The following is a 14,287-nucleotide window of genomic DNA, read 5'->3' as shown; positions in this document are numbered from 1 at the left end:
CATGCGGACCCATGCATGTCAACGCCGGCCCGGCCGGTCGCTAGGCTGTGTGCCCGTGGCTTCCATCATCGACACCGTCGCCAACCTGGCCAAGCGTCGCGGTCTGGTTTACCAGTCCGGCGAGATCTACGGCGGCACGAAGTCGGCGTGGGACTACGGCCCGCTCGGGGTGGAACTCAAGGAGAACATCAAGCGCCAGTGGTGGCGCTCGGTCGTCACCAGCCGCGAGGACGTCGTCGGCCTCGACTCGTCGATCATCCTGCCGCGCGAGGTGTGGGTGGCCTCAGGTCACGTCGAGGTGTTCAACGACCCACTGGTCGAATGCCTGAACTGTCACAAGCGGCACCGGCAGGACCACCTGCAGGAGGCATATGCAGAGAAGAAGCGCCTCGATGACCCCGACGCGGTGCCGATGACCGAGATCGCCTGCCCGGACTGCGGCACCAAGGGGCAGTGGACCGAGCCCCGCGACTTCAACATGATGCTCAAGACCTACCTCGGGCCGATCGAGACCGAGGAAGGTTTGCACTATCTGCGGCCGGAGACCGCGCAGGGCATCTTCGTCAACTTCGCCAACGTGGTGACGACGTCGCGGCGCAAGCCGCCGTTCGGTATCGCCCAGACGGGCAAGAGCTTTCGCAACGAGATCACGCCGGGCAACTTCATCTTCCGCACGCGCGAATTCGAGCAGATGGAGATGGAATTCTTCGTCGAACCGTCGACCGCGCGTGAATGGCATCAGTACTGGATCGACGAACGGCTGCAGTGGTATGTCGATCTGGGTATCGATCGCGACAACCTTCGGCTCTACGAGCATCCCAAGGAGAAGCTGTCGCATTACTCGGACCGCACCGTCGACATCGAGTACAAGTTCGGCTTCCAGGGCAGCACGTGGGGCGAGCTGGAAGGTGTCGCCAACCGCACCGACTTCGACTTGTCCACGCACTCCAAGCATTCCGGTGCCGACCTGTCGTACTACGACCAGGCCACCGACACTCGTTACGTGCCGTATGTGATCGAGCCGGCCGCGGGGCTGACGCGGTCGTTCATGGCCTTCCTGGTCGACGCGTACGCCGAGGACGAGGCGCCCAACGCCAAGGGCGGCGTCGACAAGCGCACCGTGCTGCGGCTCGACCCCCGGCTGGCGCCGGTCAAGGCGGCGGTGCTGCCGTTGTCGCGGCACGAGAACCTGTCGCCGAAGGCGCGTGACCTGGCCGCCGAACTGCGCCGAAACTGGAACGTCGAGTTCGACGACGCCGGCGCGATCGGCAGGCGTTACCGCCGCCAGGACGAAATCGGCACACCGTTCTGCGTGACGGTCGACTTCGACACGCTCGACGATCAGGCGGTGACGATCCGCGAGCGTGACGCCATGACTCAAGACCGCGTCGGCCTCGACAACGTCAGCGACTATCTCGCCGCCCGCCTCAAGGGCTGCTAGAAGCGGCCGCCGCCACCGCTGTAGCTGCGGCTCGACGAGCGTGAGGATCCGCCGAACGACGTCGACCGTCCCATACCCATGCCACCGCCGAAGCCGCCCCCAAAGCCACCGAAGCCTCCGCCGAATCCGCCGCGCCCGCTGAACCCGCCGCTCAGGACGTTGCCGATGATGATGCCGCCGATGACGGCGCCCATGTCGGAACTGCCACCACCGCCACCCCAGCCTGAGGTGTAGAGCTGCTGCGCGGCCTGCACATCGTCGTTGGCCAGCGACTGCGCCTGCGCCGCAAGCATGGACGCGCCGTTGGCGTGCGCGATCGCCTCGGCCAGATTCGTCGACTTCTTGTCCTGTGCGGCTTGGAGTTGACGCACCGCCTCGGCTAACCGGGTCCGCGCTTCAGAACCGATGCTGCCCCGGCGGGTGTCGATGAAATCCGACACCCCCTTGACGCGTGCCTGCGCGGTGAACAGCGCCTGATCGAACGCCCTGCTGAGCCGATTGGCGGCCTCGCGTTCCTCCGCGACGCTGGCCAGTAGCTGATCCAGATCCGCGTCGGCCTTGGTCAGTTGTGTGAACGCGCCGAGCGGATCGTTGCCGCCGTCTTTTTGCGCCTCGGCCACCGCGGCGACTGCGGCGTCGCGCGCGGCCGCGAGCTCGGTCTGCTTCGGCGTGTTCGGTTGTTGCAGTTGACCAGTCGCCGCGTTGATGCCGTTCTGGATGTCGGCGATGGCCGACGGCAGCGCGGCTACGGCCCGATTGATGTCGAAACCTGCGCTGTCCACCGCGTCGAGCAACGAACGAGCCTGCCCCAGTGCCGACTCCGCCGCGCGGATGGCGTCGACCAGTCCCATCTGCTGACCCGCCGGGCGCGCGACCAAACTGCGGGCGTTCGTGATGTTCTGATCGGCGAACGACAGCCGTTGCCTGGCGGTCTCGACATTGCCCTCGACGGACGTCAATGCAGCGGCCGCGAACTGGTTGTGCAGCGCTGCCAACGCCTGCTCGGAAGGGCCCAGTCGCGCGGTGAGGTCGACCATCTGCTGGGTCAGCGCGTCGAGGCGGGACGGGGCGTTGATCACCAGATCCCGCAGCTTGTCGAAGGCCTCGGTCTGCGCGTCGAGTTCGCGGTCCGCCTTGGCCGCGGCGACGATCGCCCGGATCAACAGATCGCGTCGCTGCTGCGGGGACTCGGGGGCGGCGTCGTCGAGAATCTGCCGGACGTTGAACGCCTGCGCCAGCGTCGTCTTGGCGTTGCCGAGCGCCCGGCTGAACGGTTCGGTCTGCGTTGGGCCGAATTCCTCGACAGCCAAACCCAACTCGCTGTCGCTGGTGCGTACCGCGTTGTCGACGTCCACGACGATCGCCTTGGACAGGTCGTCGAGCGCCTCGATCGGCACCGATGCCAGGGCGTTGGGGTCGGTGGGGTCGATCCGTCGCGCCGCAGCGAACTCGGCCTCGCGTCGATTGCGTCGCCGCCGACGGGTCCACAAGACCTGGACGAGCAGGAGCACCGCGATGATCCCCAGCACAACGGTGATCCCGACCCACGTGACGCCCGTACCCGTCGATGCCGACGCCGTATTCAGTCCCTCGGCCGCGGCAACGGCCGCGCCGGCCCAATCGCTCTGGCGCAGGTGCGGCTCGATCTCGTTGCGCTGCAACGACGTCGTCTCGGATTGGTCGGCGATGGTGGTCGGTACCTGGAACGCGAACGCACGCTCCTCGGTGGCGACGGCGAGCAGAGCGTCGTAGTCACCGAAGCTGCTGATCTGCATGGTGGTTCGCGCCCAGCGGACGGGGTCCTGTCCGAAGCTGTCGACGTAGACGACCCAGAGCCGGATCCGCCGGTCGTTGTACAGCCGCTCGACGGCATTCTCGACCTCGGCGCGCTGGCCGCTCGTGAATGCGCGCGCGTTGTCGGTGACATAGTCCGGCACCCGAAACGGCGGTTCAGCGCCTGCCGCGGGCGCCAGCAGGAGTAGAGAAGCGAGCACCGCGAGCACGAGGCTCTGCAGACGGGCGAGGCGCATGGTCGCCATCCTGGCAGACTGTCCGACGGTGGCTACGAATAAAGACCCATACAGCGAGTTCGACCGGCAGCGCCCGGTGGTCGAACCGCGCAAGGGTGCTGCGCTGCCCGGTACCGACACCGAGCATCGGACCGCGTTCGCACGCGACCGGGCCCGCGTGTTGCACAGCGCCGCGTTGCGCCGGCTCGCCGACAAGACCCAGGTCGTCGGACCGCGCCAGGGCGAGACGCCGCGCACCCGTCTGACGCACTCGCTCGAAGTGGCCCAGATCGGCCGCGGCATGGCCATCGGGTTGGGTTGCGACCCCGACCTCGTCGACCTGGCCGGCCTGGCGCACGACATCGGTCATCCGCCGTACGGCCACAACGGCGAACGGGCACTGGACGAGATCGTCACCGAGCACGGCGGCTTCGAAGGCAATGCGCAGAACTTTCGCATACTGACCCGCCTGGAACCGAAAGTGCTTGACCCACAAGGTCACAGCGCCGGACTCAACCTCACCAGGGCCGCGCTGGACGCGGTGACCAAATATCCGTGGCGGCGCGGCACGCGGGCGCGCAAGTTCGGATTCTATGAGGACGACACGGTCGCGGCCAGGTGGGTACGTGACGACGCGCCCACGGACCGGCCGTGCCTGGAGGCCCAGGTGATGGACTGGGCCGACGATGTCGCGTATTCGGTGCACGACGTCGAGGACGGGGTGGTGTCGGGCCGTATCGACCTGCGGGTGCTGGCCGACGACGACGCAGCGGCCGAGCTGGGCCGACTCGGAGAGTCCAGCGGGATGGGGGCGGGTCTGTCCGCCGGCGTGCTGGTGGCCGCGGCGGCGCGACTATCGGATCTGCCGGTCGTGGCGGCCGTCGGTAAGTACGACGGAACCCTGGCCGCGTCCGTCGCGCTCAAGCGGCTGACCAGCGAGCTGGTCGGACGGTTCGCCTCGGCCGCCATCACGGCGACCAAGGAATCCGCAGCACGCTTGCCACTCGTTCGGTATGCCGCGGACCTGCAGGTGCCCAAGCTGGTCAGGGCCGAGGTCGCGGTGCTGAAGATCCTCGCGCTGCAGTTCATCATGTCCGACCCGCGGCATCTGGAACTGCAGGCGCGTCAGCGTGAACGTGTCCAGACCGTCGCACACTGGCTACTGGCGGGCGCGCCCGCCACGCTCGACCCGATCTTCGTGCCCGCGTTCAACGGCGCGGCCGACGACGGCGGGCGAATGCGGGTGGTCATCGACCAGATCGCGTCGTTCACAGAAGGCCGATTGGAGCGCATCGAGCCCGGCCTAGACTAGGCCGGTGGCCGGCCGAATCTCTGATCGCGATATCGCGGCCATCCGTGAACGCGTGCGCATCGAAGAGGTCGTAGGCGACTACGTGCAGTTGCGTCGCGCGGGCGCCGATTCGATGAAGGGCCTGTGCCCGTTCCACGACGAGAAGTCTCCGTCGTTCCATGTGCGGCCAAATCACGGTCACTTCCACTGCTTCGGCTGCGGCGAGGGCGGCGACGTGTACGCGTTCGTCCAGAAGATCGAGCATGTCAGTTTCGTCGAGGCGGTCGAACTGCTCGCCGACCGCGTCGGGCACACGATCACCTATACAGGGGCGTCGTCGACGACCGTCCAGCGCGACCGTGGTAGCCGCAGCAGGCTGCTGGCCGCCAACGCGGCCGCCCAGGAGTTCTACGCGCAAGCACTGCAGTCCGAGGAGGCCGCGCCGGCTCGGCAGTACCTGCTCGACCGCAACTTCGACGCCGACGCTGCCGCGCGATTCGGCTGCGGGTTCGCCCCCTCGGGTTGGGAGACGCTGACAAAGCATCTGCTGCGCAAGGGATTCGAGTTCAAGGAACTCGAGGCCGCCGGGCTTTCACGAGAGGGTCGTCGCGGCCCGATGGACCGCTTCCACCGTCGGCTGCTGTGGCCGATCCGGGCCAGCGGGGGCGAGGTCATCGGATTCGGTGCGCGCCGCATCTTCGACGACGACCAGATGGAAGCCAAGTACATCAACACCCCGGAGACCGTGCTCTACAAGAAGTCGGCGGTGTTGTTCGGCCTCGACCTGGCCAAGCGCGACATCGCCAAGGGCCACCAGGCCGTCGTGGTCGAGGGCTACACCGACGTGATGGCCATGCACCTGGCCGGAGTGACCACGGCCGTGGCCTCCTGTGGCACCGCCTTCGGCGACGAGCACCTGTCGATGCTGCGCCGACTCATGATGGACGACAACTTCTTTCGCGGCGAGCTGATCTACGTCTTCGACGGCGACGAGGCCGGCCGGGCGGCGGCGGTCAAGGCGTTCGAGGGTGAGCAGAACCTGGCCGGCCAATCGTTCGTGGCGGTGGCCGACGACGGGATGGACCCGTGTGACCTGCGCCTGGCATCGGGCGACGGTGCACTTCGCGACCTGGTGGCGCGTCGAACTCCGTTGTTCGAGTTCGCCATTCGCACTGCGTTGAGCGAACACGATCTCGACAGCGCCGAGGGCCGTGTCGACGCGTTGCGGCGGTGTGTCCCGATGGTGGCGCGCATCAAGGAGCCGATGCTGCGCGACGAGTACGCGCGGCGGCTGGCCGGTTGGGTCGGCTGGGCCGACGACGCTCAGGTCCTGTCACGGGTCCGCGAAGAAGCGCAGAAGCAGGGGCTGCCGGAGCGGGCCAGGCGCCGGACGGCCGCGGAAGCCCAGACGAAGCGGGCCCGCCAGGATCCGGCCTCGCGGCCTGACCCCGCCGACCCGACGTTGTGGCCGCAGCGCGAGGCGTTGAAGTCCGCGCTGCAGTACCCGGCGCTGGCCGGGCCGGTGTTCGACTCGCTGACGATCGAGAGTTTCACCCACCCGGGGTACGCGGCAGTCCGCGCCGCGGTCGACGGGGCGGGCGGTACGTCGGCGGGCAAGTCGGGCGCGGAGTGGATCGAGACCGTGCGCGGCCAGACCGCGTCACCGGCGGCGGCGAACCTGATCAACGAACTGGGCGTGGAAGCCATCAACGTCGACGACGACGAGAGGCTGCCGCGCTACATCTCCGGGGTGCTCGCCCGGCTGCAAGAGGTATGGGTGGGCCGGCAGATCGCCGAGGTGAAATCCAAGCTTCAGCGGATGTCGCCGGTGGACCAGGGCGACGAGTACCACGCCCTGTTCGGCGACCTCGTCGCGATGGAGGCCTATCGGCGCAGCCTGCTCGAACAGGCCAGCGGCGACGACCTTACTGCGTGATCGGCGTCGGCGCGTTAAGGTAGACCCGCTCACCACCGTCGGGGAACGGTCAGAAAGGCACTCTCGTGACATCGACCAACATCCGCGCACGTCGGATCATCGCCGCGGGCGCATTCGCGGCGGCCGCCATCGCGGCGCCCTTCGCGGCAGCGCTGACTGGTAGCGGTGTGTCCGAGGATCTGGCGGGCCCGGCCTGCCTGGCGTGGTTCGGCAACAAAGAGGACGGCAAGTGCCTGTCCTACTCGAACGGCAACGGGGTCAACGTCGGAACCCCTGAGTTCGGCCTGTGGGGCCCGGACGGCGCGGGCATCAGCACCGGGCCGCTGTTCCCGGGCCGGATCTACGGCAACCCCTAGGACCTGCGCGTCGCGCTGTTCTGCCCGGCCTCGGGACCGATCACTGCGGTCCCGGGGTCGATTTCTGTAAGCGTGACCATCGGCGCGTCCGGTGACACCCGGTCGGCGATCTTGCGGCGTCCTGCGTCCAGCACGGCCTTGGCGGCCGGGCTCTCGGTCACGGCCTTGTACGTGCCCGCGATCTGCTCATATCGACGACGGCCGGCCTTGGTGCCCATCACGTAGCCGACGGCCAACACGGCCAGATACCGGATCACAGGACCCCTCCCAGACGACGGTTCGTTCGACTCCATCCTGCCTCACCCGCAGGGGTGCGCGCCGGGCGGCAACACATTGGCGACCCAACCGGCACGTACGCTAGAGTCATCCCTCGGTCCGTGGACATCGCTTCGCGGGAAGGGCAATCCCCTGTAGCTCAATTGGCAGAGCATTCGGCTGTTAACCGAAGGGTTGCTGGTTCGAGTCCAGCCGGGGGAGCAAGGTCAAGGCGATAGTCGCCCATTGTGCACAACATCTGCACAACGTTGGACCCGAGTTCGTGTCGCGTCGTGCCGGCGACTTGCGGGCGTCCGGACGTACCGTCCTCGAATCAATCTGCAGAGCCGTAGCAAGCGGTGGCTCGCGGCGATTGAGCTGGCCAAGCCGGTCACGACCGGGATGCTGCTGTACCGCAAGAACATTATCGGGAGAGCCGGAATCCCACAGCAGGCGCAGGATCTTTTGTTAAGAAGATGCTGGACCCCGCTTCGGCTGACTATTGAGTCCGACCGGGTGCCACCCGGGCAATCCGCTTGACGGTGTGTTGGGCGAGGTGGTGCGCACGGTCAACGAGGTGACGCGGGAGACGGAAGCAGCCAATCATTCGGGCGCGGTTGGACGCTTTTTGCGCAGACTTCGCCAGGCCGGGGCGTGTCCCATGGCACCACCAATCGAGGAGTCGCAGGCGGAAAGTGGCGACGGCCACGACGATGGAGTCACTGACGACGACTCTGGGTCGCACCAGCGTGAATGCTGCAGGCGTGCTGCCGCTTCGGATCATGGCCAGCTCAATGCTGCCCGGCCCGCCACGGTCGGCGAGTCCCAGCGCGGCGCAGACCTGGGGGTGGTCGATGGCTGAGCCATAGCTCGCGTTTGACGATCACGTCATCACCGTACGTACCATCAGATTCGACTTGGTGATCAGGACAACGCACAGCGCTGGGAGTTTGCACCGTGACCACGACGGACTTCCGGAGCGGCGGCGTCTTCGCCCTGTCCACCTCCGAACGGGTCGCATACGGCGCTGGGTCCTTGGCGACGGCCACCTATGCCGTAGTGCCGGGGCTCGTATTGCTCTACTACCTGACGAACGTGCTCGGAGTCGAAGCCGCGGCGGCGGGGTTCGTGGTCTTCCTGCCCAAGCTCCTCGATGTCGTGTACAACCCGATTGTTGGCAGGTTGTCCGATTCCACGGTGTCCCGACTGGGGCCTCGGAGACCGTGGATGATCGCTGGGATGATCACGTTTCCGCTGGGATTCGGGTCGATCTTCTTCTCGCCGTTCACCGGGGTTGCGGCTGCGTGGTGGGTCGCGATCGCTCTGGCGCTGACGGGGCTGGGGTTCTCAGCGTTCGTCGTCCCCTTCGGCGTGCTTCCCGCTGAGCTCGGGGCCAGCACCGAGGAACGAATGTCGATGACGGCGTGGCGCATGGCTTTCCTTGGTGTGGCGATCTTGGGGGCGGCCGCTGTCGCTTCGTTGATCACCGCGGTCGATGGTGGCGGGCGGGAGGGATATCGCGTCATGGCGGTCGTGATGGGCTGCGTGGTCTTCCTGGGCACGTGCGCCGCGTTGTACAGCGCGCGTCGTCCAGCCCGCACAACGGTAAGTGCAGCGCCGAAGGGGGCCGGATCTCTGCGGGAAGCATTGGCTGCGGCCCGCCGCAATCGACCGTTCTGTGTTCTCTTCGGTGTGTTCATGCTCATCGAGGTGATCATCTCGGTTGCGTTGGCAAGTCTGCCCTACATGGCGGAACAGATTCTTGGTAGCGCAGAGGCGGTTGCACCGCTGTTCGTGTGCGTCCTGGGGCCGATGCTGCTGACGATGCCGGTGTGGAGTCGCTCCGCGCGCCGATACGGTGAGAAGCGTTGCTTGCAGGTCGCTTTGGCCATCTTCGGAGTCGGGACGTTCACGGTGACTGCCCTGCCCTGGGTTGCCGACCCGAGCAAGTTTTCCATCGCTTGGGCCGCTTTTCTGATGGCCGGCATCGGTTTCGCCGGTGCGCAATTACTGCCCACCACGATGCTGGCTGACACCTTGGCCGATGACGCCGGTGAGTCGGGCCAGCGGCGCGCCGGGGTGCTGGTGGGACTGTGGTCGGCCGGTGAGACCACTGCAGCGGCCGCTGGAGCGGGGGCTTATGGCTTCGTGCTCGCAGCCAGCGGTTTCCTCTCGGCGACAAGCGATGAGGTCGTGATCCAGCCGCGAAGCGCCCAGTTGGGCATCGTCCTCGGCTTCTCCGTCATCTCAAGCGTGTGCATCCTCGCCGCGCTCGCTCTAATGACGCGCTACACGCCACACGGCGACCGCACCGACGGCTCGACTCGGCGGCGGCCGGCAAAACAGCCGGGCGACTGAAGAAACAACATAAGGCCCGCACCGACCCGTGTGGACGGTGCGGGATGTGCTGCAGTCGCAGCGGGTAACCGGTCGCCTGCATATGAGTGAACCGCTGCGAGCGATTTCGACGGGAAAGCGTGGTCGTCTGTCTGGTGACCCCTCACCGTGTTCGGGCATCGAGGGTGCGTGCCGCCGCCGCGGCTCGCCTATCGGGCAGGGTCCACGGCACGGTGATTTGCGGCTCGCTGACGTGCCAGGCGGTTGGCGGCGGTGCCCGCGCAGCGCACGCCGTGAAGGGGGTCGGTGCGCTTGGCGCGCATTCGAAGGGGTCCGCCGCTGTGGGCTTTACGCGGCTGACCCTGCGTCGTCGCTCGCGGCGATGTCGGGCAGGGGCTGCGACGTGAGCTGTTGAGCCTGCCTGGCCGTCATGCCGAACAAGCGCAAGACGTCTCGTGCGACCTCGTCGGTGGCGTGAGCGTCGTCTCGGTCGGGCTGTTCGAGCAGCAATTGTCCCAGTCCCAGTAGCGCACCACCGGCAACGGCGAGTGCAATGTCGGGATCGTGCACCTTGAAGCGGCCAGCGTTCGACGCGGCGACGATGTCGCGCTTGGCACGGGGGGCGAGCCCGCGGTCGGAGGATAGCAATGACAATCCGATGGACAACATGATGCGACTTTCCTGCGGTTGCTGCCGGAAGAGTCGCCCGCACAGGCGGTATCGGCAGGCAAATCTCTCCGCCGGATCGGTCAACGTCTCGGTGAGTTGATCCAGCAGATCGCCTTGGGAGTCGAGGACGTCGGTGACTGCGGCCGCGAACAGGTCATCCTTGGATTCGAAGTGGTTGTAGAACGATCCCATGCCGACGTCGGCGGCTTGGGTGATCTCCAGAATCGGAGCATTGAGCTTGCCCGCGGCGATGAATGCCTGCGCCGCTTGGAGCAACGCCCCGCGGGTGCGTTGCTTCCGTCGCGCCAGCCGGTTCTGCGGCTGATTCTGTCCGTCGTTCACCAGTGACACCTCCACGTTTGCGACCAGTTTAAGCCACGGAATCAGTCATGATTCTTTCGTCAGTTTGGTGCGCAGGGCGCGATTGCCGCGCCGCCGCATCCCAGCAGGCCGGCGACCGCGGGGTCGGCCTGCGGCTCGACCTTCGTGCACTGGCCGGCGGCGACGAGGGTCTTGTCGGCGAAGGCCCCGATGCCCACGGCGGGCGTGAGTTTCGTGCCGTCGATGAGCGTCATCTTCTGCTCGGCGGTGAATGTGTTGAGGCAGTACCATGGCCGTCCCCGCTTGCAGGCCGGGCAATGGCCGCAGACCGCGCGCCAGTTCAGCACCGAAGTCGCCGGGAGCCACGGCCGTGACGCCGGGGCCCACCGACTCCACGGTGCCCGACGCCTCGTATCCGAGCAGGAAGTGGTAGTCGTCGTTGATGCCACCTTCGCGGTAGGTCAGATCGATGTGGCAGACGCCGCAGGCGATGACGTCCACACCACCTCGCCCGGGCCTGGGTCGGGGATGACGATGTCGACCAGTTCGACGGCTTGCTTCTTACTCGGGCTGATCGTTCCGCGCACAGTCTGAGGCATGGGTCAGGGCGATTCGCTCAGCGCTGCGACGGGGCACACGCCGATCGCCGCGCGAACGTCGTCCTCCATGTCGGCTGGCACGTCGTCACCGTCGAAATGGTAGTCCAGCTCCCCGTCGTCGTTGAGCGAGAAGGCATCGGCTGCTTGCGTCACGCACAACCCGTGGCCCTCGCAGCGGTCAAAGTCGACGTTGACCTTCATGACTTTTCCTCTCCAGCGGGAATCAACTCGAGCGGGAGTCGCTCGAACTGGTGAATGACGTTGTTGACCGCCCAGATTGGTTCTGCGGTGCCTCGAATGGTCTCGACCCGCTCGGCGAGGGCGGTCAAGATCGCCTGCGTTTCCATCCGTGCCAGGCCCTGACCCGCACAGCCGTGAGTCCCATAACCGAAGCCGAGCTGGCCGGTGGCGTCACGGTGTATGTCGAAGGTGTCCGGATCGGTCCACTCCAGTGCGTCGCGGTTGGCCGAGGCGTAGATCACCAATATTCGGGCGCCCTTGGGGATGGTTGTGCCGGCGAATTCGACGTCGCGGGTGGTGCTGCGGGAGAAGGCGCGCAACGGGGATTCGATGCGCAACACTTCGTTCACTGCGTTGGGGATGAGGCTGGGATCGGCGCGTACCGCCTGCCATTGATCCGGGTGGGCGGCGAAGAGGTGCAGGGCACTGGCGATCGCACTGATGGTGGTGTCCAGCGAGGGGGCCAGGTAGTCGATCATCAGCGGGGGGACTTCAGACTTGTCCAAGGTGCCGGCGTCGACGGCGGCCATCACGTCGTGGCCCATGCTGCCGTCGAGGACGGATCGCTCGCGGACCACCCGGCGCGAGAAGCGCAGCATCTGCAGGGTGGCGGGTATGGCTCGGATGCTGACTTTGTTCAGCGGGCCGAGGGCGTCGAACGTTGCTCCGGCCCACTCGATGAGGTGGTCGCGGCCATCGCGAGGCCATCCGACCAAGTCGGGCACAATGGCCAGGGGCAGTGCGGTCGCGAGATCTCGGACTCCGTCAACGGTGCGCTTGGCAACCGCCGCATCCACTATCTGCTCTGCTTGGCTGGCGACCGCGTCGGACATGGTGCGCAGTGCCTTGGGTGTCAGGCGGTGTGCGACGAGTTTGCGTCGCTTGTTGTGCTCGTCGCCGTCGCTGGTCAGTGTGGTGCCACGGGATCCGCGGTTGGTGAACGGGTTGAGGGCCACCCCGCGGCCGGAGACGAACGTCTTGTCGTCGCGCAGCGCGGCCTTGCATTCGGCGTAGCGGGGTAGCGCGTAGACCCGTTGTTTGGACAACCACACGACGGGACCGAGTTCCCGCAGGCGTGCGTAATGCGGGTAGGGGTCCAGGATGGCCTCGGTCGAGTAGATATCCGGGCGGTAGGACGGGACGTTCCGGCGTTTAGGCATCGGCGACTCGCTTCGACTCGGGGCTGTCGGCAGTGGAGGTCGGGGGCGGTGGTGGGGGCGTGAACACCGGCACACGTCGGCACAACGTTGCGACGCTGCGTCCGGCGCGCATCACGGTCATGTCCGGGCGAATGATGGCCGCGGTTGCGTGGCCACGGTCGAGCCACTCGGCGAGTTCGCTACCGGAATCCGCGTGAACGACAACGGCACCTCGACGTTCCAACATCTCGCGCTCTCGTGAGTCCAGCAGCGCTTTCGAGACCAGGGCGAAGCGGTTGGACGTTACGTCGTTGAGCCGAACATTCGGTCCGACTACGGCGTTGGGACTCAAAGTGCCCGCCAACGGACGAAATGCCGGGGTCTTGACGACGAGTGCCGACCGGCGCAGGGGTGGAGTTCGGCTGTCCACGACGCGGGTCCGCAGCCCGGGTAGGAGATGGAGCCGAGGTACCACCGCTCGACGGATGAGGTCGCCGATGTCGCCGCCGGCGGTCATCGTCCATCCGATGGCCAGGGTGAGTCGAATGAGTGCACGGACGTGGCGTTTTCGTTCCTGCTCGTACGTGTCGAGCACCGTGGGGGAGAGGGTGCCCGCCAGCACGCCGGAGATCTTCCATGTGAGGTTCATCGCGTCGCGAACGCCCGCCCCCATGCCTTGTCCGATGAACGGTGGGGTGAGGTGTGCGGCGTCACCCAAGATGAACACGTTGCCCCTCCGCCACCGACTCGCGAGCTGGGCACGAAAGGTGTACTCGGTGACCCGAATCAGATCTAGTCGATCGATGGGCGTGTCTGCCACCCACGGTGTGATGAGCGGCATGACGCGCTCGATCGCGTCGAAGTCGGCGGCCGACTCTTCGTCGAGCAGGCGAAATTCCCAGCGATAACGGGTAGGGCCGATCCGCATGTAGGTGGCGGCGCGGGTCGAGTCACAGACTTGGTGCACACCCTCCCACTGGCCCAGATCGGCGTCGGTGTCGACGTCGATGACCAGCCATCGTTGCTCGAACCGCAGGTCGTCCATGTGGGCGCCGATGTCTGATCGGACGAGACTGTTCGCGCCGTCGCACCCGAGCACGAAATCCGCGCGCACCGCGTGCTCGGTGCCGGTGTCCTTGTCGGTGAATAGCACTCGTGCGGGTCCCGACTCGTCGGGTGAAACGCTGGTCACCTCCACGTTGCCTCGGAACGTCACGGCGGCATGGCGTTTCATCTGGGCCCGCAGCAGGGATTCCAGCTCCGGCTGGTCGAACATGTTGGCCTGTGGAAATCCCTGACGGCCGGGTGCGCTGTCCCGCTGGAACTCAGCGAGAACGTTCAAGTGTTTGTCGAGCAGTTGCAGTCCGCGCGCCGGCCGGGAGATGGCCGCGAAGGACTCGGCCAATCCGAGCCGGTCCAGTATCCGGTAGACCTCGTCGTCCAGGTGCACCGCGCGCGGTTGCGGGTAGACGTCGTCCCAGCGATCGAGGACCAGACTCTTGATGCCGTATTGGGCCAGCAGGATGGCGGCGGTCACGCCAGTTGGCCCGGCGCCGACAATGACAACAGGAACGCGGGATGACTCCGAGGAGAGGGGCATGGGTTAGTCCTGTGGGTCAGCCGAGTAATCCGCGCCGGCCGAGGGCATCGCCTCGATGTCGGCGAGGTCATTGGGACCGGCGTAGCGCGGCCAC

At 66.6% G+C, this 14,287-nt stretch carries 11 protein-coding genes, 1 tRNA gene and 1 pseudogene; 6 read left to right on the top strand and 7 right to left on the bottom strand.

Annotated features, from left to right (window positions below):
* The first annotated feature begins 1 nt into the window (after window position 1).
* Window positions 2–1,441: a glycine--tRNA ligase gene (locus N4S67_RS18245; protein WP_260994405.1), complete on the top strand. Its 1,440-nt coding sequence runs from the start codon at window positions 2–4 to the stop codon at window positions 1,439–1,441.
* Here the strand turns inward: N4S67_RS18245 and N4S67_RS18240 are convergent.
* Window positions 1,438–3,471 carry a TPM domain-containing protein gene (locus N4S67_RS18240; RefSeq protein WP_260994720.1) on the bottom strand — a complete coding sequence of 678 codons (2,034 nt, stop codon included), beginning with the start codon at window positions 3,469–3,471 and terminating at the stop codon, window positions 1,438–1,440. The two genes, N4S67_RS18245 and N4S67_RS18240, sit on opposite strands and share 4 nt — an antisense overlap.
* Here N4S67_RS18240 and N4S67_RS18235 point away from each other — a divergent pair.
* The 3 genes from N4S67_RS18235 (at window position 3,470) to N4S67_RS18225 (ending at window position 7,033) form a co-directional block, all read left to right on the top strand.
* Complete coding sequence (locus N4S67_RS18235; RefSeq protein WP_260994404.1) at window positions 3,470–4,762, top strand: deoxyguanosinetriphosphate triphosphohydrolase; 1,293 nt, start codon at window positions 3,470–3,472, stop codon at window positions 4,760–4,762. The two genes, N4S67_RS18240 and N4S67_RS18235, sit on opposite strands and share 2 nt — an antisense overlap.
* A 4-nt stretch (window positions 4,763–4,766) precedes the next feature.
* Window positions 4,767–6,677: a DNA primase gene (dnaG, locus tag N4S67_RS18230; RefSeq protein WP_260994403.1), complete on the top strand. Its 1,911-nt coding sequence runs from the start codon at window positions 4,767–4,769 to the stop codon at window positions 6,675–6,677.
* A 65-nt stretch (window positions 6,678–6,742) separates the two neighbouring features.
* Window positions 6,743–7,033 (top strand): DUF7155 family protein, encoded by a 291-nt coding sequence (locus N4S67_RS18225; RefSeq protein WP_260994402.1) that lies wholly within the window; start codon window positions 6,743–6,745, stop codon window positions 7,031–7,033.
* On the opposite strand, the gene N4S67_RS18220 is transcribed toward N4S67_RS18225, so the two are convergent.
* On the bottom strand, window positions 7,030–7,290 hold the full coding sequence (locus tag N4S67_RS18220; protein ID WP_260994401.1) for a hypothetical protein: 261 nt from the start codon (window positions 7,288–7,290) through the stop codon (window positions 7,030–7,032). The genes N4S67_RS18225 and N4S67_RS18220 overlap by 4 nt on opposite strands.
* A gap of 147 nt (window positions 7,291–7,437) precedes the next feature.
* Here N4S67_RS18220 and N4S67_RS18215 point away from each other — a divergent pair.
* Both N4S67_RS18215 and N4S67_RS18210 read left to right on the top strand, forming a co-directional pair.
* Window positions 7,438–7,510 (top strand) — tRNA-Asn (locus tag N4S67_RS18215).
* Between the two features lie 735 nt (window positions 7,511–8,245).
* Window positions 8,246–9,646 carry an MFS transporter gene (locus N4S67_RS18210; RefSeq protein ID WP_260994400.1) on the top strand — a complete coding sequence of 467 codons (1,401 nt, stop codon included), beginning with the start codon at window positions 8,246–8,248 and terminating at the stop codon, window positions 9,644–9,646.
* 327 nt (window positions 9,647–9,973) lie between these two features.
* Here N4S67_RS18210 and N4S67_RS18205 read toward each other — a convergent pair whose 3' ends face one another.
* The 5 genes and pseudogenes from N4S67_RS18205 to mhpA form a co-directional block, all read right to left on the bottom strand.
* Window positions 9,974–10,636 carry a TetR/AcrR family transcriptional regulator gene (locus N4S67_RS18205; protein WP_260994399.1) on the bottom strand — a complete coding sequence of 221 codons (663 nt, stop codon included), beginning with the start codon at window positions 10,634–10,636 and terminating at the stop codon, window positions 9,974–9,976.
* 80 nt (window positions 10,637–10,716) lie between these two features.
* Window positions 10,717–11,214 (bottom strand): annotated as a pseudogene (locus tag N4S67_RS18200) (alcohol dehydrogenase catalytic domain-containing protein); the annotation flags it as partial.
* A 3-nt stretch (window positions 11,215–11,217) separates the two neighbouring features.
* Complete coding sequence (locus N4S67_RS18195) at window positions 11,218–11,415, bottom strand: ferredoxin (protein WP_260994398.1); 198 nt, start codon at window positions 11,413–11,415, stop codon at window positions 11,218–11,220.
* On the bottom strand, window positions 11,412–12,614 hold the full coding sequence (locus tag N4S67_RS18190) for a cytochrome P450 (RefSeq protein WP_260994397.1): 1,203 nt from the start codon (window positions 12,612–12,614) through the stop codon (window positions 11,412–11,414). The genes N4S67_RS18195 and N4S67_RS18190 overlap by 4 nt, the downstream gene beginning before the upstream one ends.
* Window positions 12,607–14,193 (bottom strand): bifunctional 3-(3-hydroxy-phenyl)propionate/3-hydroxycinnamic acid hydroxylase MhpA, encoded by a 1,587-nt coding sequence (mhpA, locus tag N4S67_RS18185; RefSeq protein ID WP_260994396.1) that lies wholly within the window; start codon window positions 14,191–14,193, stop codon window positions 12,607–12,609. The genes N4S67_RS18190 and mhpA overlap by 8 nt, the downstream gene beginning before the upstream one ends.
* Between the last annotated feature and the right edge of the window lie 94 nt (window positions 14,194–14,287).

The organism is Mycobacterium deserti (assembly GCF_025345615.1).
In the GTDB taxonomy this organism is placed as follows: Bacteria; Actinomycetota; Actinomycetes; order Mycobacteriales; family Mycobacteriaceae; genus Mycobacterium; species Mycobacterium deserti.
This window is presented reverse-complemented; position numbering and strand designations above follow the sequence as displayed.

What these genes read in the sequence shown, in the direction of transcription:
- N4S67_RS18245 (WP_260994405.1), top strand. Translation starts at nt 2, where the DNA reads ATGCGGACCCATGCATGTCAACGCCGGCCCGGCCGGTCGCTAGGCTGT.
- N4S67_RS18235 (WP_260994404.1), top strand. Translation starts at nt 3,470, where the DNA reads ATGGTCGCCATCCTGGCAGACTGTCCGACGGTGGCTACGAATAAAGAC.
- N4S67_RS18240 (WP_260994720.1), bottom strand. Translation starts at nt 3,471, where the DNA reads ATGCGCCTCGCCCGTCTGCAGAGCCTCGTGCTCGCGGTGCTCGCTTCT.
- N4S67_RS18195 (WP_260994398.1), bottom strand. Translation starts at nt 11,415, where the DNA reads ATGAAGGTCAACGTCGACTTTGACCGCTGCGAGGGCCACGGGTTGTGC.
- N4S67_RS18190 (WP_260994397.1), bottom strand. Translation starts at nt 12,614, where the DNA reads ATGCCTAAACGCCGGAACGTCCCGTCCTACCGCCCGGATATCTACTCG.
- mhpA (WP_260994396.1), bottom strand. Translation starts at nt 14,193, where the DNA reads ATGCCCCTCTCCTCGGAGTCATCCCGCGTTCCTGTTGTCATTGTCGGC.